Annotated in this window: 17 protein-coding genes and 1 other RNA gene; 14 read left to right on the plus strand and 4 right to left on the minus strand. The window is 63.7% G+C overall.

The features are described from left to right. The first annotated feature begins 169 nt into the window (after positions 1-169). A complete protein-coding gene (locus AC1D2G_RS09355) occupies positions 170-1,549 on the plus strand; it encodes a serine hydrolase domain-containing protein (protein WP_477413480.1) in 1,380 nt (459 codons plus the stop codon). A 3-nt stretch (positions 1,550-1,552) separates the two neighbouring features. Here AC1D2G_RS09355 and AC1D2G_RS09360 read toward each other — a convergent pair whose 3' ends face one another. From AC1D2G_RS09360 to AC1D2G_RS09370, 3 genes are read right to left on the minus strand one after another with little or no spacing between them, the layout of a single operon-like run. Beyond that, entirely contained in the window at positions 1,553-2,218 is a 666-nt protein-coding gene (locus AC1D2G_RS09360) for a class I SAM-dependent methyltransferase (RefSeq protein WP_477413482.1), read from the minus strand. Further along, on the minus strand, positions 2,215-3,513 hold the full coding sequence (locus AC1D2G_RS09365) for a BtaA family protein (RefSeq protein WP_477413484.1): 1,299 nt from the start codon (positions 3,511-3,513) through the stop codon (positions 2,215-2,217). The genes AC1D2G_RS09360 and AC1D2G_RS09365 overlap by 4 nt, the downstream gene beginning before the upstream one ends. 31 nt (positions 3,514-3,544) lie before the next feature. After that, a complete protein-coding gene (locus tag AC1D2G_RS09370) occupies positions 3,545-7,168 on the minus strand; it encodes a hydantoinase B/oxoprolinase family protein (protein ID WP_477413486.1) in 3,624 nt (1,207 codons plus the stop codon). 191 nt (positions 7,169-7,359) lie between these two features. Here AC1D2G_RS09370 and AC1D2G_RS09375 point away from each other — a divergent pair, with 191 nt between their 5' ends. From AC1D2G_RS09375 to AC1D2G_RS09405, 7 genes are all read left to right on the plus strand, one after another. Then, positions 7,360-7,620, plus strand: a complete 261-nt coding sequence (locus tag AC1D2G_RS09375; RefSeq protein ID WP_109668284.1) for a hypothetical protein — start codon at positions 7,360-7,362, stop codon at positions 7,618-7,620. Positions 7,621-7,788: 168 nt separating this feature from the next. Then, on the plus strand, positions 7,789-8,508 hold the full coding sequence (locus tag AC1D2G_RS09380) for a J domain-containing protein (protein WP_184874931.1): 720 nt from the start codon (positions 7,789-7,791) through the stop codon (positions 8,506-8,508). After that, positions 8,505-9,260 (plus strand): peptidoglycan recognition protein family protein, encoded by a 756-nt coding sequence (locus AC1D2G_RS09385; protein ID WP_477413488.1) that lies wholly within the window; start codon positions 8,505-8,507, stop codon positions 9,258-9,260. Before AC1D2G_RS09380 ends, AC1D2G_RS09385 begins: the two co-directional genes overlap by 4 nt. 212 nt (positions 9,261-9,472) lie before the next feature. Then, positions 9,473-10,153: a lytic transglycosylase domain-containing protein gene (locus tag AC1D2G_RS09390; protein ID WP_477395104.1), complete on the plus strand. Its 681-nt coding sequence runs from the start codon at positions 9,473-9,475 to the stop codon at positions 10,151-10,153. 80 nt (positions 10,154-10,233) lie between these two features. Continuing rightward, an RNA gene (gene rnpB / locus AC1D2G_RS09395) (RNase P RNA component class A) lies at positions 10,234-10,633 on the plus strand. Positions 10,634-10,803: 170 nt separating this feature from the next. Further along, positions 10,804-11,088, plus strand: a complete 285-nt coding sequence (locus AC1D2G_RS09400) for a type II toxin-antitoxin system ParD family antitoxin (RefSeq protein ID WP_457150349.1) — start codon at positions 10,804-10,806, stop codon at positions 11,086-11,088. After that, entirely contained in the window at positions 11,085-11,378 is a 294-nt protein-coding gene (locus tag AC1D2G_RS09405) for a type II toxin-antitoxin system RelE/ParE family toxin (RefSeq protein WP_477413490.1), read from the plus strand. The genes AC1D2G_RS09400 and AC1D2G_RS09405 overlap by 4 nt, the downstream gene beginning before the upstream one ends. 12 nt (positions 11,379-11,390) lie before the next feature. On the opposite strand, the gene AC1D2G_RS09410 is transcribed toward AC1D2G_RS09405, so the two are convergent. Continuing rightward, positions 11,391-12,506, minus strand: coding sequence for a cystathionine gamma-lyase (locus tag AC1D2G_RS09410; protein WP_457150347.1), 1,116 nt, complete (start codon positions 12,504-12,506; stop codon positions 11,391-11,393). Positions 12,507-12,915: 409 nt separating this feature from the next. On the opposite strand from AC1D2G_RS09410, the gene mraZ reads away from it, so the two are divergent. Genes mraZ through AC1D2G_RS09440 form a run of 6 tightly spaced genes read left to right on the plus strand, consistent with a single transcriptional unit; the run spans position 12,916 to position 19,423 of the window. Further along, on the plus strand, positions 12,916-13,374 hold the full coding sequence (gene mraZ / locus AC1D2G_RS09415; protein WP_095086912.1) for a division/cell wall cluster transcriptional repressor MraZ: 459 nt from the start codon (positions 12,916-12,918) through the stop codon (positions 13,372-13,374). After that, positions 13,371-14,387, plus strand: a complete 1,017-nt coding sequence (rsmH, locus tag AC1D2G_RS09420; protein ID WP_477413492.1) for a 16S rRNA (cytosine(1402)-N(4))-methyltransferase RsmH — start codon at positions 13,371-13,373, stop codon at positions 14,385-14,387. Before mraZ ends, rsmH begins: the two co-directional genes overlap by 4 nt. Before the next feature lie 4 nt (positions 14,388-14,391). Beyond that, the gene (gene ftsL / locus AC1D2G_RS09425; RefSeq protein WP_095086918.1) at positions 14,392-14,787 is read left to right on the plus strand and encodes a cell division protein FtsL; all 396 of its coding nucleotides are present in this window, start codon (positions 14,392-14,394) and stop codon (positions 14,785-14,787) included. Further along, the gene (locus tag AC1D2G_RS09430; RefSeq protein ID WP_477226987.1) at positions 14,784-16,493 is read left to right on the plus strand and encodes a peptidoglycan D,D-transpeptidase FtsI family protein; all 1,710 of its coding nucleotides are present in this window, start codon (positions 14,784-14,786) and stop codon (positions 16,491-16,493) included. The genes ftsL and AC1D2G_RS09430 overlap by 4 nt, the downstream gene beginning before the upstream one ends. Positions 16,494-16,547: 54 nt before the next feature. Continuing rightward, positions 16,548-17,996 carry a UDP-N-acetylmuramoyl-L-alanyl-D-glutamate--2,6-diaminopimelate ligase gene (locus AC1D2G_RS09435; protein WP_477413494.1) on the plus strand — a complete coding sequence of 483 codons (1,449 nt, stop codon included), beginning with the start codon at positions 16,548-16,550 and terminating at the stop codon, positions 17,994-17,996. Further along, complete coding sequence (locus AC1D2G_RS09440) at positions 17,993-19,423, plus strand: UDP-N-acetylmuramoylalanyl-D-glutamyl-2,6-diaminopimelate--D-alanyl-D-alanine ligase (RefSeq protein WP_477302029.1); 1,431 nt, start codon at positions 17,993-17,995, stop codon at positions 19,421-19,423. The genes AC1D2G_RS09435 and AC1D2G_RS09440 overlap by 4 nt, the downstream gene beginning before the upstream one ends. Positions 19,424-19,427 lie beyond the last annotated feature (4 nt).

The raw sequence follows: 19,427 nt of genomic DNA on the forward strand, positions 1-19,427 counted from the left end.
GTGCATGTCGTTGTCCCAAAACCGCTGCGCAGTTTTGGGCGACACGCATCCAGTCATCGCCGAACATGGTTGATATCAGGTTGACGGCGCTCGACAAGCACTGCGATTTGCGGAAGCAATGGCGGCAAATCGATGACATAAGCGTCAGGCAGGGGCCTGGAGGAAACAAATGCGGACCGTCGCCAAGATCGTCAGATGGCTGCTTGGCCTGGTCGTGCTGGCGATCGCTGCGCTCTTCGCCTGGCTCTACATCGCACCGCCGGAATTGATCCGTGTCGGTTCGGGCTATTCGGCCAAGATTGTCTGCTCGAACGTCTTCATCGCCGGTCGCGACGCCAATGAGGTGCTCGCGGTCGACGTGCAGGCGCCTGGGCACCCGCTGCTGCGGCTGATGCGGGTCTCGGTGGACAAGAACAGGGGAACGGTCTCGGCGGGCCTGCTCGGCTTCCTTGGCAAGAGCCTCGCTGTCGCCCGTGATGGGCTGGGCTGCGCCTCGGTTCCCGATGGCGATGTCGGCAAGGCGCGACGGACGGCGATCTATGCCGAACCGTCGGCGGTCAGCCAGGACGCGCTGTGGCCGGAGGGCGAGCGGGTCGAGCCTTCACAGGACCCGGTGATTGCCAAGCTGCTCGACGATGCGGCGCTGACCGGCACCGGCATGCGTGCGGTGGTGGTGGTCAAGAATGGCCGCGTCGTCGCCGAGCGCTATGGCGCGGGATTCTCGGCAAAGACGCCGATGCTCGGCTGGTCGATGACCAAGACGGTGAACGCCGCGATCGTCGGCACGCTGGTCAAGGACGGCAAGATGGCGGTCGACAACAAAGGCCTGTTCGCGCCATGGAAGGCGGACGGCCGCGCCGCGATCAGCCTTGCCGACATGATGGCGATGTCGAGCGGATTGGAGTTCAACGAGGACTATGGCGACGTTGCCGACGTCACGCGCATGCTCTACCTCGAACCCGACATGGCAGGCTTCGCCGAAGCCAAGCCGCTGGTGGCCGAGGTCGGCAAAGTGTTTACCTATTCGAGCGGCACGGCGGTGATGCTGTCGCGCCTCTGGCAGGACGCGATCGGCGACAAGGGCAAGGCGCTGACGTGGCCACGAACGGCGCTGTTCGAGCCGCTCGGCATGCACAGCGCGGTGCTCGAGACCGATGAACAGGGCACCTTCGTCGGCTCGTCCTATCTCTATGCCACGGCACGTGACTGGGCTCGCTTCGGCCAGTTCCTGCTGCAACGTGGCGTGTGGAACGGCAACCAGGTGCTGCCGGCCGGCTTCGTCGACTGGATGCGGGAGCCGGCGCCGGCCTCGAAAGTCTACGGCAAGGGCCAGTTGTGGATCGAGGCACCGGGCGACGAGAAAAAGCCCGGCGCTGGCGTGGCGGCGGGCCTGCCCAAGGACACCTACTGGATGGAAGGCCATGACGGGCAGACGGTGACCATCATTCCCTCGGAGCAACTGGTGGTGGTGCGGCTCGGGCTGACGCCGGCCAAGCTCGGCTACCGCCCTCAGGCGATGGTCGGGGCTCTGGTGGCCGCGCTACATTAGCTTCTACGGACGCGGCCCGATCACGGCCAGCCACGCATAGCCGCGATAAAGCGTGCGGAAACGGAAGCTTGCGCCGGTTCGACGAGATTCCGATTCCAGAACCTCGCGCAGGGTCGAGCGCGGCGCGACATGGAACTTCTTGAGCCAGCCGCGCAGCAATGCCCGGAACCAACCCGGCAGGCCTTCCTGCTGGCCGAAATCGACGATGTGCAGCGAACCATTCGATGACAGCGCAGCAAGTGCCGCCGACACCGTCTTTTCCCAGCCAGGGATCATCGACAGCGAATAGGATACGAAGATGCGGTCGAACCGTTCGACACCGTAAAGCGCGTCTGTGTCGAAATCGGTGGCGTCGCCCCTCGCCAGCGTGACGCGGCCCGACAGGCCTTCGCGGGCAATGGCAGTGCCGGCCGTCTCAAGCATCTCGGCCGAAATATCGAGGCCGAAGAAGCGGGCGTCGGGATAGCGGAGGGCGGCCAGGATGATGTTGCGGCCGGTGCCGCAGCCGAGTTCAAGCACGGTGCCGCCGGCCGGTACGTCGAGCCCAGAGATCATCAGGTCGCGGCCGAGCAAATAGTATTTGCGGGTCAGGTCGTAGATGTGGCGCTGCCAGCGGTAGACGCCGTCCATCAGTTCGGCATGGCTGGTCGGCAGCTCGGTGGTGCTCATGCCGCGCGCTTCACATAGAGATGGAAGCCGCCATAGATGGCCGAACGGTCGCGGGCCGAGAATTCGCGGGAGGCCTCGTCCTGATAATTCCACTGGTCGAGCAGCGAGCTGGAAACCCGGCCGGGCAACAGGCTGGGCTCGGCGGCGGTGCGGAAAATGACACGGGCGCCGGCCGACGCGGTGCTGGTGATTTCCGACCATAGCGCATTGAGCTGGTCGTCGGTCATCCAGTCCTGCGCATCGAGCAGGATGAAGCGGTCGACCGCGCCTGCATCCTTGCCGGCAAGGAACTCGATCAGATTGGCATGGTGGATGGCGACGCGGTCGACATTGCCGCGGATGGCTTCGTAATTCTGCTTTTCGAGATAGGCGGGCAGGGCGGCCTCGCCGGGATTCGGATAGCGGCGGGCGAAGGCCTGCCAGGCGAAGTAGTTGTTCTCCAGCGGAAAATCGCAAGCGAGCTTTTCCAGCCGGGCCTTGAGCACGCTGGCCATGGTGCCGTCGCCCGACGTGATCAGCGAATCATACTGCGCCGGCGGAATGCCGAGGCCGAACAGCGAGGCTTTGCGCGACGTCGCCCATTTCAGCAGCGGCTTGTCGAAGACCGGCGCCAGTTTCTCGTTGAAGAAGCGGCGCTGCTCGCCGATGTTACGGGCCTGCATGATGCCGGCAGGATCGACGCCGAAGAACTTTGCCGTGCGATGGCCCATGGCGATGAACAGGCCGAGCAGGCCGGTCTGGTAGAAATTGCGATCGAAGACGGCGATGCGCCGGCGGCCGCGCCAGTTGCGGCGCTCCCAGTAGTGACGGCTGACCGGGTCGAGATGCGGCGCGATGAAACGGTCGTAGGCTTGCGAATTGTGGCTGGTGTCGGCGGCGCCGAAGAAGCGAAACAGGTCGCCCTGCGAAGGCAGGTGGCGCACGGCCTCCAGCTTCATGCGGTTCAACGCGATATGCGCGGCGTTGAGGTCGACGGCGTCAATTTGTGCCGGCGAACGGGTCAGGTAGGCAAGGATGTTGCAGCCGCCGGATGCGATGGTGACGACGCGATGGCCCTGGCCAAGCTGCATCGCCTCCATGTCGACATCGGGGTCCTCCCAGATCTGCGGGTAGACAAGGCCGGAAAACAGGAAGGCGAACAGCCGCTCCGAAATGCCGGCCTTCGACAGCGGTCGGTTCTGGTAGACGGCTTTTCCAACTTCCTTGCCGCGGCGAAAAACCAGATCTGCGGAAACGTCCGTCATGGCAAGGTGATTCCCCATTTGCTTTGGCGCAAGCGGGTAGCGCAGGGTCATGACAGGCCGGTGACAGCCTGTTGACGTATGTTCACGCCTTGCCAAACCCGCCCGGTGTCGGCGTCGTCAGGATGACGGCGTCGCCCGCCTGAAGCACGGTCTGGTCGCAGGCTTTCAACAGGTCGATCGCGCCGTCCTTGCGACGGACCTTGGTCGAGCCGACGTCGCCGTCGCCGCCACCGTCCAAGCCTTGCGGCGGGCGGTTGCGATGCGAGGACAGGATCGCGCATTCCATTTTCTCGAGGAAACGGATGGTGCGCTTGGTGCCGTCGCCGGCGCTCCATCTGCCCTTGCCGCCGGAACCTTCCCGAATGTGGAAATCCTCGAGCAGCACGGGAAAGCGCAGTTCCAGCACTTCCGGGTCGGTGAGGCGCGAATTGGTCATGTGGGTGTGGACGCCGGAAGTGCCGGCAAAGCCGCGGCCGGAGTTCATCTGGCCGGCGGGTGAGCCGGAACAGATCGTCTCGTAATACTGGTACTGCTTGTTGCCGAAGGTCAGGTTGTTCATGGTGCCTTGCGCATTGGCCATGGCGCCCATGGCGCCGAACAGCGCATTGGTGACGTGCTGCGAGGTCTCGACATTGCCGGCGACGACGGCGGCAGGGTAGGCGGGTTTGAGCATGCAGCCGTCGGGAATGATGATGTTGATTGGCCGCAAACAGCCGGCATTCATCGGGATCATGTCTTCGACCATGACGCGGAAGGCATAGAGGACCGCCGCGCGGGCAACCGGCTCGGGCGCATTGAAATTGTTCTTCATGACCGGCGACGTGCCGGTGAAGTCGACAGTCGCCTCGCGCCGTTGCCGATCCACCGTGATCTTCACCTTGATGAGCTGGCCGGTATCGGTCGGATATTCATATTCGGAAGCGTCCGGCAGCCGCTCCAGCACGCGGCGCACGCTCTCGGCGGCGTTGTCCTGGACATGGCCCATATAGGCTTCGACGACATCGAGGCCGAAATGCGCGACCATCTTGCGCAGTTCCGCGACGCCTTTCTCGTTGGCGGCGATCTGCGCCTTGAGGTCGGCGATGTTCTGATGCGGGTTGCGGGCCGGCCACCGGTGGTCGGTGAGCAGCGTTTCCAGTTCCTTCTCGCGGAAGCGGCCGCGATCGACAATGCGGAAATTGTCGAACAGCACGCCTTCCTCGTCGACCGTTGTGGCGAGCGGCGTCATCGAGCCGGGCGCCGTGCCGCCGATATCGGCATGGTGGCCACGCGAGGCGGCCCAAAACAGGATTTTCTGCCGAGCGTCGTCGAAAACCGGCGTCACCACGGTGATATCGGGCAGATGGGTGCCGCCATTGTAGGGAGCGTTGAGGGCAAAGACGTCGCCGGGGTGGATGTCGCCGGAATTCAGCCGGATGATGGTTTCGACCGAACGATCCATGGAGCCAAGATGCACCGGCATGTGCGGCGCATTGGCGACCAGCGCGCCGTTGTGGTCGAAGACGGCGCAGGAGAAATCCAGCCGCTCCTTGATGTTGACGGAATAGGCGGTGTTCTGCAGCGTCACGCCCATCTGCTCGGCGATCGACATGAACAGATTGTTGAAGACTTCCAGCATCACCGGATCGGCCTCGGTGCCGAGCGCTGCCTGCCGCTGCTTCTCCTCGACGCGGCGCAACAGCACATGGTTCTTGGCGGTGATCTCGGCCTGCCAGCCCGGCTCGACGACGATGGTCTGGTTCGGCTCGATGATCAGCGCAGGGCCGGCAATTCTATGCCCGGGCTTGAGCCCTTCGCGGCGAATGATGCCGGCGTCGCGCCAGATGCCGTCGGAAAAGATTTTTCTAACCTCCAAAGGACTTGCGGCGATGTCTTCGAGCGCGGAATCGCTTTCGTCGCGTCCCGTGCCACCGGTATCGGTCCCCTCGACGCCGACGGTCTCGACGATCATCGGCTTGTTATCATAGACGAAACCGAACTGCGCCTTGTGGGCAATTTCGAAATCGCGCTTGGCCTTGAAAATCGAGTCTTCCTCGAAATTCACCGGCAGTGTCGTGTCGGTGCCGTCATATCGAATGTGCAGTACCGGCTTCGCGGCAACCATGTCCTCGGCGATGCCTTGCACTGCGAATTCGGCGATGACGGCCTTTTTCAAGGTGGCGATCAGGTTGCCGATCTCGGTTCTGGACTCTTCCGCCAGCGGCTTCAGCAGCGCCTGCTGGCGCGAGGCAAAAACCGAGGACAGGCCAATGCCATAGGCCGACAGCAGGCCGGAAAAGGGATGGATCAGCACCGCTTCCATGCCGAGCGCGTCGGCAACCAGGCAAGCATGCTGGCCGCCGGCGCCACCGAAGCAATTGAGCAGATATTCGGTGACGTCGTAGCCGCGCTGGACGGAAATCTTCTTGATGGCATTGGCCATGTTTTCCACGGCGATGGTGACGAACCCTTCGGCGACAGCCTCGGGCGTGCGGCCGTCGCCGATTTCGGCGGCCAGTGCGGTGAATTTTTCGCGCACCGTCTCGACGTCGAGCGGCTGGTCCTGGGCGGGACCAAAGATCCTCGGAAAGAAATCGGGCTGCAGCTTTCCCAGCATGACATTGGCATCGGTGACGGCCAGCGGCCCGCCGCGGCGATAGGCGGCCGGGCCGGGATTGGCGCCGGCGGAATCGGGTCCGGCGCGGAAACGGCCGGCCTCGTAGTGGAGGACCGAGCCGCCGCCGGCGGCGACGGTGTGGATGCGCATCATCGGCGCGCGGATCCGCACGCCGGCGACCTCGGTGTCGAAGGCACGCTCATACTCGCCGTCATAGTGGGCGACATCAGTGGAGGTGCCGCCCATGTCGAAACCGATGACCTTGCCGAAGCCGGCAAGCTTCGCCGTCTCGACCATGCCGACAACGCCGCCCGCTGGCCCGGATAGCAGCGCGTCCTTGCCCTGGAACATGTCGGCGGCGGTCAGGCCGCCAGAGGACATCATGAACATGAGGTGGGGAGATTGGCCGGGCGCCGCGCCCAATTCCCCAGCCACCTTCTGCACATATCTCGACAGGATCGGCGACAGATAGGCGTCGACCACGGCGGTGTCGCCGCGGCCGACCAGCTTGATCAGCGGCGACACTTCATGGCTGACGGAAACCTGGCCGAAGCCCAGTTTTCGGCAGACTTTTGCCACTGCCTTCTCGTGGTCGGGGTATTTCCAGGCATGCATGAAGACGATGGCGACGGCGTCGATGCCATCGGCTTTCGCCTGCTCGATCGCCGGCCGGCAAGCCGCGATGTCGAGCAGCCGTTCGATGCTGCCGTCGGCGCGCACGCGCTCGTCGATCTCGATGACGCGCTCATAGAGCTGTTCTGGAAGGATGATCTCCTTGGCGAAGATGTCCGGCCGTGCCTGATAGGCGATCTTCAGCGCGTCGCGAAACCCCTTGGTGATGAGCAGCAGAACTCGGTCGCCCTTGCGCTCCAGAAGGGCGTTGGTGGCGACGGTGGTGCCCATCTTGATGTCGCCGATCAGGCCCGGCGGGATTGCGCCGCCGGAGGACAGGCCGAGAAGGTCGCGAATGCCCTGGATAGCGGCATCGGCATAGGCTTCGGGATTTTCGGAGAGAAGCTTGCGCGGATGCAGCCCGCCTTGCGGGTCGCGGCCGATGACGTCGGTGAAGGTACCGCCGCGATCGATCCAGAAATCCCACGTCGCGGTCATGGCAGCTCCCGGCAGTTTCAGTTCGATTTGCTCAACACATCCTGTTAGTTCGCCGTTGTCTGGCCGGCAATCGCAAACGGGCCAGATGATGTTACATATGGAAACGCAACGTTACGAAACTCATGGCCATCTGATGCATTTCCCCTTCGACCGTTCACCGCAACGTGAACGTGTAGTGAAGGAGAGATGTTATGAAAAAGCTCATTCTTGCGTCCGTTTCCGCTTTGGCGTTGCTCGGCGTTGCTGCCTGCAGCGACAGCGGCACGGACAACACCACCACCCAGAGCACCAATCCGCCAGCCGCCGAGCAGCCGATGAAGCCGGCGACGCCGGAAGCCACGCCGCCGGCCGCAACGCCTCCGGCGACCGATAACTCGACCACCAAGAGCATCACACCCGAGAAGCCTGCCGAGCCGGCTCCGGCAACACCAGCTCCTGCGCCCGCGCAGTAGTCAGCAAAGCAGTACTCGTGTGATGATTGAGGAAGGCCGGCTGCGCGCTGGCCTTTCTCATATTGTCTGCCTCACATGTTGTCCGCCGCGTCAGGCCGACCTGTTGCGCCAAGGCTGCGGCACTGTCCCGGCTTGATAGCAAGAGGCCGTAGCCCTAAGAAGCAGGCCATGTCGATTTGGGATCGCCTTGGCGAGTTCATCACGCGCGTTTCATCCTCAACCTCGTCGGGCATCGCCGACGTCGTGGAGGCAGTGCGCACGGTTTTTTCCGGCGACGCCGACCTGCGCCGGCGTGTCGCTTTCTCGGTGGCGATGATCGCGCTGTCGGCCAAGATGGCCAAGGCCGATGGTATCGTGACCCAGGACGAGGTGCGCGCGTTCCAGGAAATATTCGAGGTACCGCCGAAGGAGACGCGCAATGTGGCGCGGCTGTTCGATCTCGCCCAGCGCGACGTCGCCGGTTTCGAAACCTATGCTGAGCGGATGGCGCAACTGTGCGGGTCGGGCCATTCCAACTGCGTGATGCTGGAAGATATACTCGACGGTCTGTTCCACATCGCCAAGGCCGATGGGCTGGTGCATGAGCGCGAAGGCCATTTCCTGCATCGTATCGCCGAGATTTTCCGCATCGACGAGGCCCATTACGAGAGCATCATGGCGCGGCACGTCAATCTCGGAGCAGGTGATCCCTATGTCGTGCTCGGCATCGAACGCGGCAAGCCGTTCGAAGAAGTCAGGAAGCGTTATCGCAAGCTGGTCTCCGACAATCATCCGGACCGGCTGATCGCACGCGGCCTGCCGCAGGAGTTCATCAAGATCGCAACGACCCGGGTGGCGGCGATCAACGCCGCCTATGAGATGATCGAGCGGGGCCTGCGGCACGCATGAGCGGCTTCCTGCCCGACGAGCCTAGCGCCGAGGTCAGGGTATCGCCGAATTTCGGTCCGCGGCGCGACACGCTCCGGCCCGACATGATCGTGCTGCATTACACTGGAATGGCGACCGGCACCGGCGCCGAAGCATGGCTGTGCGATCCGGCCAGCGAGGTCTCGTCGCACTATCTCGTGCATGAGAATGGCGACATCGTGCAGATGGTCAGGGAAAGCGATCGCGCCTGGCACGCCGGCCAGAGCTCGTGGTTCGGACGCGCCGACATCAATTCCTGCTCGATAGGCATCGAGATCGTCAATCCAGGACATTCGCTGGGCTATCCCGGTTTCCCCAGGCGACAGATCGATGCGGTGATCGGCCTGTGCGCCGGGATTGCAGGTCGGCACTCGATTGCTGCCGAGCGAGTGCTGGCCCATTCCGACGTGGCGCCGGGGCGCAAGATCGATCCGGGCGAGAAGTTCCCATGGCGGACGCTGTTTGCGGCCGGCGTCGGCCATCTCGTGGCGGCCGCACCCGTCAGGCGAGGAGCCGTGCTCAAGACCGGAGACACCGGCGCCGATGTCGAGGCGTTGCAGTCGATGCTGGCGCTCTATGGCTATGGCGTCGAGATATCAGGCATTTTCGACCGGCAGACGGAGATTGTCGTCGAAGCGTTTCAGCGACATTTCCGGCCGCGCAAAGTGGATGGTGTTGCCGATGGCTCGACACAGCGGACGCTAGAAAGGCTACTTGCTTCCGTAAGGTCTTGATCTCGGGGGAAGCTGTTCCCAAGGTACTCATTCCAGTCCTCAAGTTACAAGCTGTCACTCAAAGTGACTTGCCTGGCCTTGTTTGGCACCAATTCGAGCTTCAAACGGCTGGCGTGCAAGTTGTCGGACCCCCAGCCCCCCCCGGATGTTCCGATATTGATTAAGCGTTGCTGCGTGAACACCTTCACGCGGTTCAGACAGAACAGGATCACATGCAGAAATTGACCGTTTTAACGGCAGCTGTTGCTGCCGGCGTAATGACTTTTGCCTTCGGTGCCGCGAATGCCAGCCCTCGGGCTGATCAAGGGCTCGTCACGGTATCCGCAAAACCCAGCAAGGCAGGCCAAGACGCCAAGGCCACGAAGCGGTCTCCCGTGAAAATGGAAAAGGCAAGTTTTGCCAAGCCGAAGAAATCCGCCAAGAGGCAGACGAAGCGCGGCCGCAAGACCTTGGACATGGCGACAACGGCGTCGATCGGCCTCAGGAACGCGGCTGCGTCGACGGCAGCAGTGGCCGGCGGCGGTCAGTATTCGGCGATCGTCGCGCGCTATGCCGCGAGCTACGGCGTACCGGTATCGCTCGCTCATGCAGTCATCAGCATCGAGAGCAACTACCGGCCGAACATGGTCGGCAGCGCCGGCGAGATCGGCCTGATGCAGATCAAGCCGGCGACGGCGCGGATGATGGGCTACAACGGTTCGGCAAAGGGCCTCTTCGACCCCGACACCAACATCAAATACGGCATGAAGTACCTCGCCATGGCGCAGGACCTCGGCGGCGGCACCACCTGCGGCACGATCCTGAAATATAACGCCGGCCACGCCGCAACGCGGATGAACCCGGTGTCGGCCGCCTATTGCAGCAAGGTCAAGGTGCAGATGGCGGCGCTTTAGCCGACTGGTTGCGTGGAGCCGGCCGGAGCGGCCGGCTTTTTCGTTTGCGTTTTCGAGCGTGAACCCCTTTATACGCCTTGCCAGCTGGCCGGGCGGCCGCACCCGCAACAGCCGAAAGGCCGCGGGTGAGGAAAGTCCGGGCTCCATGGAGACACGGTGCCGGTTAATGGCCGGCGGGGGCGACCCCAGGGAAAGTGCCACAGAAAGCAAACCGCCACGATCTAATCGTGGCAAGGGTGAAAGGGTGGGGTAAGAGCCCACCGCGCGACTGGCAACAGGAGCGGCACGGTAAACCCCACCGGGAGCAAGACCGAATAGGGGCGGTGCGAGGGGAAACCCTCGAGGGCTGTTTCCGGCTCACCGTCCGGGTAGGTTGCGTGAGGCGCATGGCAACATGCGCCCAAGATGAATGGCCGCCACGTTCTCGCCTCGCAAGGGGCGAGGGCCATACAGAACCCGGCTTACAGGCCAGCTGGCAATTCTCTCCACGACATCGAAAAGAAGTCTTTGAGATCAGCAGGTTGCGCCCTCGGGCGCGCCTGCCGATTCAAGCTATTCAGCTACTTGCCGTCGCAGCGGGAGCCTACCAGTTGCTTGAAGTTGGTGCGATTAAATCGTACCACAGGCCAGAATGGCATCAGGAGCCTATCATGGGACAGGTCGATAAACGCAGCATTACGCTTTCGCCGGAACTGGCGCAGGCGGTGGACGATGTGGTCGCAGCCGGCGAATACGCTTCGGCGAGCGAGGTGATCCGCGATGCGCTCAGGCAATGGAAGGACCGGCGCGATCTGCATGGCTACACGGTCGAGGAGTTGCGCAAGCTGGTGCAGGAGGGGATCGACAGCGGGCCGGCATTGGATGGGCCGCTACTCATGGAACGATTGCGCGCCAAATATCTGAAACTGTCAGAGACCAAGGGCTTTCAGGAGTGAAATACCGCTTGCTTCCCCAAGCAGTGGTCGACCTCGAAAATATCGGTGACTACATTGCCAGCCACGATCCATCGGCAGCTGTCCGCCTCGTGGATGCGTTGCAAAGACGGTGGGATTTGCTGACTTTGCATCCCTTCTCAGGCGCGCCACGCGACGATATCGCCCCGGCCATCCGTCATCTGGTCGTGGGCGACTACCTCACTCTGTACCGGGTCGGTGACGACGCGATCGAAATCATCCGCGTGCTGCACGGCAAACGCAAGATCGAAGCCGACGACCCCGGTTCATGATCGACGCCCCGGTCAGCCGCTGATCTTGTCCAGCGACGCCTCGATCGCCTTCCAAAGTTCTTCCACCGGCTCACAGCCGACCGAGAGGCGAACGAAACCGGCGGCAACCGCATCGCCTCTCTTAGATCGGCGTTCGGCGGAGCTATGGACGCCGCCAAAGGATGTTGCGGCCTGCATCAGATCGCAGTTGTTGATGAAATCCTCGGCCTTGTCTTCAGAGGCGAGCTCGAACGAGATGAGAAAGCCGAAGCGCTCCATCTGGGCTCGGGCAAGGTTGTGCGACGGGTCGCTCTCCAGTCCGGGAAAACGCAGGCCGCTGATTGCCGGGTGGCTCTTCAGCCGCCGTGCGATCACTTCCGCCGAAGAGCACATGCGGTCGAAGCGCACATCCAGCGTTTCGAGGCCGCGATGCACCAGCCATGCCTCGAACGGTCCAGGAATGCTGCCGGAGATTTCTCGCCAGCCGGTCACGGCGGCGATGATATCGGCATTGCGGCTGGCGACATGGCCGAACAGAACGTCGGAATGGCCATTGGGTGCCTTGGTGTCGGCGGCAACGACTATATCAGCGCCATGGTCGAGCGGGCGCTGTCCGAAGGGCGTCATCGTCGTGTTGTCGACGGCAAGGAGCGCACCGGCCACGTGAGCGGCTTTTGCAACGGCCGCGATATCGCAGATGTCCAGTCCCGGGTTGGCTGGGGTTTCGACGAAGGCAAGGCGGTAACCTTCGAAGCCACCGTCGAGGAAGGTCGATGTCGGCCTCATATCGTAGGTGACGCCAAACGGCTTCAGGAAGCGGTCGGCCAGGGCCCTTGTCGTGTGGTAGCCGTCCGCAGGCAGCAGAATACGGTCGCCGGCTTTAAGCAGGCCGAAAAACACCGAACAGATCGCAGCCATCCCGGACGGAAAGGCGACGCTGGGCGCACCTTCCAGATGCGCCAGCATGTGCTCGACCGCATCCCAGGTCGGGTTGCTGAAGCGGCCATACTCATCGAAACCGTTGGCGTCGCCGGGGGTGTGATAGATCGCGGCCATGGTCAGCGGCAGCGGGATCGGATCACCCTTGGCGAACCCCCTGTCGCGCAGATGGGGAAGTGCCGCAGCGCGTGCGTTCGCTGTTTCAGACATCGATTCTCAGACCCTCTTGGTGACCGACGAGATGCGGCGAGACGCTATGCCGGGCGGTGGCTTGCGGCAAGGCGCGTCCGGTTGGGCCAGGCGGGTCTAAACGCTTCGTTAGGCTTAATGGACCATAAAGACGAGACGTGCCGTCAAGGCTGCTTTCATTGGTCGCGACGCGCGTGTTTGTGAACCCATTCCCGTTGACGCCCATAGTGCCCCATGATATCCCATTTCGATACTCAAGCCTTCGTTCCGCGTCAGGGTAAAGCGTACGCCAATCGGGCAGCCGCGGCGGCTGCGCGTTTGCCGGTTTTTGCCCTTATGGACGAGGCTGACACGGGGCAGGGAGCGCGTTGCGGCGGCGCGTGCGACAAGATGGAGAGGGGTGCGGCGGCGCAAGCGGCTGTGACGTTCAATGGACCGGTTTCTGTCAAATACGGTGAGCAGGATCGATGCGAAGGGGCGAGTTTCCGTTCCGGCGCATTTCCGTGCCGTCGTGCAGAAGCGCGGCTATTCGGAGCTCTACGGGCTGCGCTGCCTCGACCAGCCGGCGATGGATGTCGGGGGGCTCGACCTGCTCGACCGCTACGAGGAGCGCATCGCGCTCGAAGATCCCTTCCTGCAGACGGCGGACGACATGTCGTTCTTCTGCCATGGCGATGGCGCCTTCCTGAAGCTCGACCAGGACGGCCGCATCACGATGAGCGATTTCATTCGCGAGCATACCGGCATTTCGGCGGAGGTGGCCTTTGTCGGGCGCGGCAATTTCTTTCAGATCTGGGAGCCGGGACGGCTAGCTGCCTATGGGGCGCAGGCGCGTGCCCGGCTTTTGCAGCTTCGGCAGGGGACGAAGCCTGGGGAGCGACCGGAATGATGGTGGGCCACGGCGATGACCTTCACGCCGTTGGCGGATCGGCCCGCCACATTCCGGTCCTCCTTGGCGAAGTGCTCGAAGCGCTGGCGCCGGTGGAGGGCGACATCATCGTCGACGGCACGTTCGGCGCCGGCGGCTACACCAAGGCAATTCTGGCGACGGGCGCTTCCGTCGTGGCGATCGACCGCGATCCGGATGCCATCGCCGCTGGGCGCGATCTCGAGGCGCAATCCGGTGGCCGATTGAGGTTGGTGCAGGCGCCATTCTCGACGCTGGACGAGCATGTCGAGAGCGCCGACGGCGTCGTGCTCGACATCGGCGTGTCGTCGATGCAGCTCGACCAGGCCGAACGCGGGTTCTCGTTCCGCGCCGACGGACCGCTCGACATGCGCATGGCGCAAGCGGGCCTTAGCGCCGCCGATGTCGTCAATTCCTTCAAACCGGGCGATCTCGCCCGGATCTTCGGCTTCCTCGGCGAGGAGCGTCACGCCGGCCGTATTGCCCGCATGATCGAGGCTCGCCGCGAAAAGCGGCCATTCGAGCGCACGCTGGAACTGGCCGACGCCATCGAGACACATGTCGGCCGCGCACCAAAGGACAAGATCCATCCGGCCACGCGCGTCTTCCAGGCGTTGCGCATCTTCGTCAATGACGAGCTTGGCGAACTGGCGAAGGCCTTGTTGGCCGCCGAACGCGCGCTGAAGCCGGGCGGGCGGCTCGCCGTGGTGACGTTCCATTCGCTGGAAGACCGCATCGTCAAGCGCTTCATCGCCGATCGCGCCGACGCCGTGACCGGCTCGCGCCATATGCCAGAGGCGCAGGCGCGCACCGCGACCTTCCGCAAGGCGGGCGGCGGCGTGACTGCCGGCGATGCCGAGGTCGCAGCCAACCCGCGCGCCCGTTCGGCCCGGCTGCGCGCGGCCATCCGCACCGAGGCACCGGCCCGCAACAGCGACTTTTCGATCTTCGGCCTTCCAAAACTTCCCGGCATCGACCGGCCGGGGGAGAGGTAAGCACGTGTTTCGTACCAGCGACATCGTCCTGATCGCCGTCATGGTTTCGGCGGCGGCCCTTACCTACAAGACCAAGCGCGAAGCCGAGGAACAATTGGCAGCGGTGCAGAAGATCCATGAGCAGATCCGCTATGAGGAGGACACGATCGACCTGCTCAAGGCCGACTGGAGCCTGCTCACCCAGCCGTCGCGGCTGCAGAAGCTGGCCGACCTCTACAAGTCGCAGCTCGAACTCCAGCCGGTCAGCGCCCGCCAGATCGTCGGCATCGGCGACCTGCCGGCCAAAGCCCTGGACATTCAGGACATCCTCAAAGGACGCGAGGGCGGCATGGCCGACAATTCCGACAAGGCGTCCCCGGACGGCAAGGATCCCGTTGTGACCGGAGGCATCGCCCAATGATCGGCAAACTGCTGAAGCGCAGCACCAAGGCCGGTGAAGGCGGATCGATCGTGGTCGAGGGCGCCCGCAAGGCGACCGGCGGCAAGGGCAGGACGCGCATCGTGATGACGATGGCGGTGTTCTTCGGCATCTTCGCGACCATTTCCGGGCGGCTGGTCTATCTCGGCTTCCAGACCCCCGACATGTCGGGCGGCCCGCAGAGCCGGGTGACGGCATCGCGGCCCGACATTGTCGATCGCAACGGCGAAGTGCTGGCGACGGACATCAAGACGGCCTCGCTGTTCGCCGAGCCGCGGCGCATCGTCGACGCCGACGAGGCGATCGAGAAGCTGTCGACGGTGCTGCCGGAGATCGACTACGAGCAGACCTACCACAAGCTCAAAAGCGGCGCCGGCTTCGTCTGGCTGCAGCGGCAGCTGACGCCCAAGCAGCAGTCCGACATCATGCAGCTCGGCATTCCCGGTTTCGGCTTCCGCACCGAAAAGCGCCGCTTCTATCCGAGCGGCGAGACCTCGTCCTACGTTGTCGGGCTCACCAACATCGACAACCAGGGCATCTCCGGCATGGAGAAATATGTCGATGAGCAGGGCTTGAGCGACTTGCAGGCATCGGGCCTGGCGGTGGCCAAGGATCTGAAGCCGGTGAGGCTTTCGATCGATCTGCGCGTCCAGCATGTGGTGCGCGACGAGATCGCCGCCGGCCTGGAGCGCTATCGCGCCATGGGCGCTGGCGCCGTTGTGCTCAACGTCAAGACCGGCGAAGTGGTGGCGATGGCCTCGGTGCCGGATTTCGATCCGAACAATCCTTACAATGCACAGGAAAAGGACCGGCTGAATCGGATGTCGGCGGGGCTCTATGAGATGGGCTCGACCTTCAAGAGTTTCACCTCGGCCATGGCGCTCGATTCCGGCAAGGCGACGATGGCGAGCCGCTTCGACGCTTCGCATCCGATCCGGGTCGGCCATCAGGCCATTCACGATTTCCACGGCAAGAACCGTGTGCTGTCATTGCCGGAGGTGTTCCTCTATTCGTCCAACATCGGGTCGGCCAGGGAGGCCGAGATGGTCGGCATCGAGGGGCACCGCGAATTCCTGCATCGCCTTGGAATCTTGGACAAGATGCAGACCGAACTGCCGGAAGTCGCCCGTCCGACTGAACCGAAGGTCTGGAAACAGGTCAATTCGTTCACCATCGCGTTCGGCCATGGCGTGTCGACGACGCCGCTGCAAGCGGCTGTCGGCTGCGCGGCGCTGATGAATGGTGGCTTCCTGATGAATCCTACCTTCCTGGTCCGCACTCAGGAAGAAGCGATGGCGGTGGCCAAGAAGGTGGTCAGCGAAAAGACGGTCGATGGCATGCGCTACCTCTATACGCTCAACGCCGAGAAGGGCTCGGCCAGAAACGCCAGGGTCCCCGGCTACCGCGTTGGTGGCAAGACCGGAACAGCCGAGAAGGTCATCAATGGCCGCTACTCGAAGGAATTGAACTTCAATACCTTCGTCGCCGCTTTCCCGATGGACGATCCGCAATACCTCGTGTTTACGATCGCCGACGCCCCGCACCCGGAAAAGCCTGGCATGACCGACGTCGCGGCCGCGAATGCAGGGGTTATCGCCGGCAATATCATCAAGCGATCAGCGGCCATGCTTGGCGTGAAGCCAGATTTCAGCCATGAAAATGGTGCAACGCTGGTTTCCTATCAGTGATTCTTGGGGCGCGCCGGCAACTGCGCGCTATTTTGTTGTGGTGAACGGGACTCGATGAAGCTCAGAGATCTAGCCGGTATCCTGCCAGTCGAAGGAACACCTTCCGCCGATCTGGAGGTTACCGGGATTTCGTCGGATTCCCGCCAGGTAAAGCCCGGGGTCGTCTTCTTCGCGCTCGCCGGTACCAAGGCGGATGGCGCCACCTATGCCGCCGACGCTGCCCGGCGTGGCGCCGCCGCAATCGTCGCAGGCAGCGCCATCGCCGGGTTGCCGGTTCCAGTGCTGGCGGTCGATGATCCGCGCCTGGCGCTGGCGCTGAGCGCGGCCCGCTATTTCGGCAAGCAGCCTGAGACCATGGTCGCGGTGACCGGCACCAGCGGCAAGACATCGGTCGCCGCCTTCACCAGGCAGATCTGGGAGCAGGCCGGCTATGCCGCCGCTTCGATCGGCACCACCGGCGTGGTGGCGCCGGGTCGCAACGAGTATGGCTCGTTGACGACACCCGATCCGGTCGCCTTGCACCAGCTGCTCAAGGAATTGGCGGATGCCGGCGTCACCCACGCCTCGATGGAAGCCTCCAGCCATGGGCTCGACCAGCGCCGCCTCGACGGCGTCAAGCTGGCGGCAGGCGGCTTCACCAATCTCGGCCGCGACCATATGGACTATCATCCGACCGTCGAGGACTACCACCGCGCCAAATTGCGCCTGTTCGACACGTTGCTGCCGAAAGGCGCGCCGGCCGTCATTTTCGCCGACGATCCGTGGTCGGCGCCGACGATCCAGGCGGCGCAGGCTGCCGGGCTGGACGTGCTGACGGTTGGCCGCCATGGCGATTTCCTCAAGCTGAAGCGGGTCGAGCACGAGCGCCATCGCCAGCGCGCCGAGGTCGAGGCCGGCGGCGCGCTCTACGAGGTCGACTTGCCGCTCGCCGGCGATTTCCAGATATCGAACGCGCTGGTTTCCGCGGGGCTTGCCATTTCCACTGGAACACCTGTCGCCAAAGCCTTGCTGGCATTGGAGAAACTGAAGGGCGCGCCGGGCCGGCTCGACCTTGTCGGCACCACCACCAACGGCGCGCCGGTCTATGTCGACTACGCTCACAAGCCCGATGCGCTGGAAAACGTGCTGGCCTCGGTGCGCCCGTTCACCACCGGTCGCGTCATCGTGGTGTTTGGCTGCGGCGGCGACCGCGACCGCGGCAAGCGGCCGATCATGGGCGAGATCGCGACGCGGCTCGCCGATGTCGTCATCGTCACCGACGACAATCCGCGCTCGGAAGTGCCGGAAACGATCCGCGCCGCTATTCTTGCCGCCGCGCCAGACGCCATCGAAATCGGTGACCGGCGCCAGGCGATCCACGAGGCGGTCGCCATGCTGCATGCCGGCGACACGCTGATCGTGGCCGGCAAGGGCCACGAGGAAGGCCAGACGATCGGCACCGAAACGCTGCATTTCTCAGATCATGAGGAAGTCCGCGCGGCGCTGCGGGAGCGTGCCGCATGAGCTTGCTGTGGACCTCCGAGGCGCTGGTTGCCGGCATGGACGGCCGGCCGCTCGGGCCGATGCCGGAAGGCATATCCGGTATTTCGATCGACAGCCGCAGCCTGCAACCGGGCGACGCCTTCTTCGCCATCAAGGGCGAGGTGATGGACGGTCATGACTTCGCCACTGCCGCCATCAAGGCCGGCGCCGGCGTGCTGGTGGTGGCGGAAGGCAAGCTGCCGTCGCTCGGTCGGCTGACGGCACCGATCATCGTCGTCGAAGACGTGCTGGCGGCACTTGAGAAGCTTGGTGTCGCTGCGCGCGCCCGCTCGGAGGCCAAGATCATCGCGGTGACCGGTTCGGCCGGCAAGACCACCACAAAGGAAGCGCTGCGCCACGTCCTGTCGGCGGTCGGCAAGGTGCATGCCTCGGCGCAGTCCTTCAACAATCACTGGGGGGTGCCGCTGACGCTGGCGCGGATGCCGGTCGATTGCGACTATGCCGTGTTCGAAATCGGCATGAACCATCCCGACGAAATCCGGCCACTGGTCAAGATGGTGAGGCCGCATGTCGCCATCGTCACCATGATCGCGGCGGCGCATCTTGGCTTCTTCCGCAATCTCGATGAGATCGCCAGGGCCAAGGCCGAGATATTCGAAGGCCTGGAGCCTGACGGCGCAGCCGTCCTCAATCGCGACGATGGGCGCTGGAAGCTTCTGGACAAGATGGCGCATGCCGCCGGAGTCGAGCACGTGTACGGCTTCGGCGAGAATGCGCGCTCGACCTTCAGGCTGGTCAAATGCGAGCTCTATGCCGACCATTCCGACATCACCGCCAGGATCGGCGGCCACGAGGTGACGGCCCGGGTCGGTGCGCCCGGCCGCCACATGGTGCAGAACGTGCTGGCGGTGCTGGGTGCGGCGCATCTGGTCGGCGCCGATCTCGACAGAGCGGCGCTGGCGCTGGCCGATCTTTCGGCCGAGCGCGGCCGTGGCAAGCGCCATGTGCTACGCCACCCCGGCGGGCCGATCACGCTGATCGACGAGAGTTACAACGCCAACCCGGCGTCGATGGGCGCCGCCATGGCGCTGCTCAATGCGACGCCGGTGACAGGCGAGGGGCGCCGCATCGCCGTCCTCGGCGACATGCTGGAACTCGGCGACCATTCGGCCAAGCTGCATGCCGCCCTTGCCGATCTCATCGTCGGCACCGGGACGCAGACAGTCTTTCTCGGCGGGCCGGAAATGCGGGCGCTGGCCGAGAGGCTGCCAGGCGAAATCAAGACGGAATACCGCGCCGGCGTCGAGGAACTGAAGCCGGTGCTGCTTGCCGCGCTGAAACCGGGCGACGTGGTGATGATCAAATCGTCGAAGGGCATCGGTTTTGCAAAACTGGTCGATGCGCTGCTGGGCAAGTTCCCGGCTCAAACGACAAGCAAACAGACCTAGGTCG

The sequence above is a fragment of the Mesorhizobium sp. P2_C7 genome, from assembly GCF_056404515.1.

Excerpts from the sequence above, each read along its gene's own strand:
- AC1D2G_RS09370 (WP_477413486.1), bottom strand. The coding sequence starts at position 7,168 with ATGACCGCGACGTGGGATTTCTGGATCGATCGCGGCGGTACCTTCACC.
- AC1D2G_RS09385 (WP_477413488.1), top strand. The coding sequence starts at position 8,505 with ATGAGCGGCTTCCTGCCCGACGAGCCTAGCGCCGAGGTCAGGGTATCG.
- mraZ (WP_095086912.1), top strand. The coding sequence starts at position 12,916 with ATGGACCGGTTTCTGTCAAATACGGTGAGCAGGATCGATGCGAAGGGG.
- rsmH (WP_477413492.1), top strand. The coding sequence starts at position 13,371 with ATGATGGTGGGCCACGGCGATGACCTTCACGCCGTTGGCGGATCGGCC.
- AC1D2G_RS09400 (WP_457150349.1), top strand. The coding sequence starts at position 10,804 with ATGGGACAGGTCGATAAACGCAGCATTACGCTTTCGCCGGAACTGGCG.
- AC1D2G_RS09390 (WP_477395104.1), top strand. The coding sequence starts at position 9,473 with ATGCAGAAATTGACCGTTTTAACGGCAGCTGTTGCTGCCGGCGTAATG.
- AC1D2G_RS09355 (WP_477413480.1), top strand. The coding sequence starts at position 170 with ATGCGGACCGTCGCCAAGATCGTCAGATGGCTGCTTGGCCTGGTCGTG.
- AC1D2G_RS09365 (WP_477413484.1), bottom strand. The coding sequence starts at position 3,513 with ATGACCCTGCGCTACCCGCTTGCGCCAAAGCAAATGGGGAATCACCTT.
- AC1D2G_RS09435 (WP_477413494.1), top strand. The coding sequence starts at position 16,548 with ATGAAGCTCAGAGATCTAGCCGGTATCCTGCCAGTCGAAGGAACACCT.
- AC1D2G_RS09410 (WP_457150347.1), bottom strand. The coding sequence starts at position 12,506 with ATGTCTGAAACAGCGAACGCACGCGCTGCGGCACTTCCCCATCTGCGC.
- AC1D2G_RS09375 (WP_109668284.1), top strand. The coding sequence starts at position 7,360 with ATGAAAAAGCTCATTCTTGCGTCCGTTTCCGCTTTGGCGTTGCTCGGC.
- AC1D2G_RS09440 (WP_477302029.1), top strand. The coding sequence starts at position 17,993 with ATGAGCTTGCTGTGGACCTCCGAGGCGCTGGTTGCCGGCATGGACGGC.
- AC1D2G_RS09430 (WP_477226987.1), top strand. The coding sequence starts at position 14,784 with ATGATCGGCAAACTGCTGAAGCGCAGCACCAAGGCCGGTGAAGGCGGA.
- AC1D2G_RS09360 (WP_477413482.1), bottom strand. The coding sequence starts at position 2,218 with ATGAGCACCACCGAGCTGCCGACCAGCCATGCCGAACTGATGGACGGC.
- AC1D2G_RS09380 (WP_184874931.1), top strand. The coding sequence starts at position 7,789 with ATGTCGATTTGGGATCGCCTTGGCGAGTTCATCACGCGCGTTTCATCC.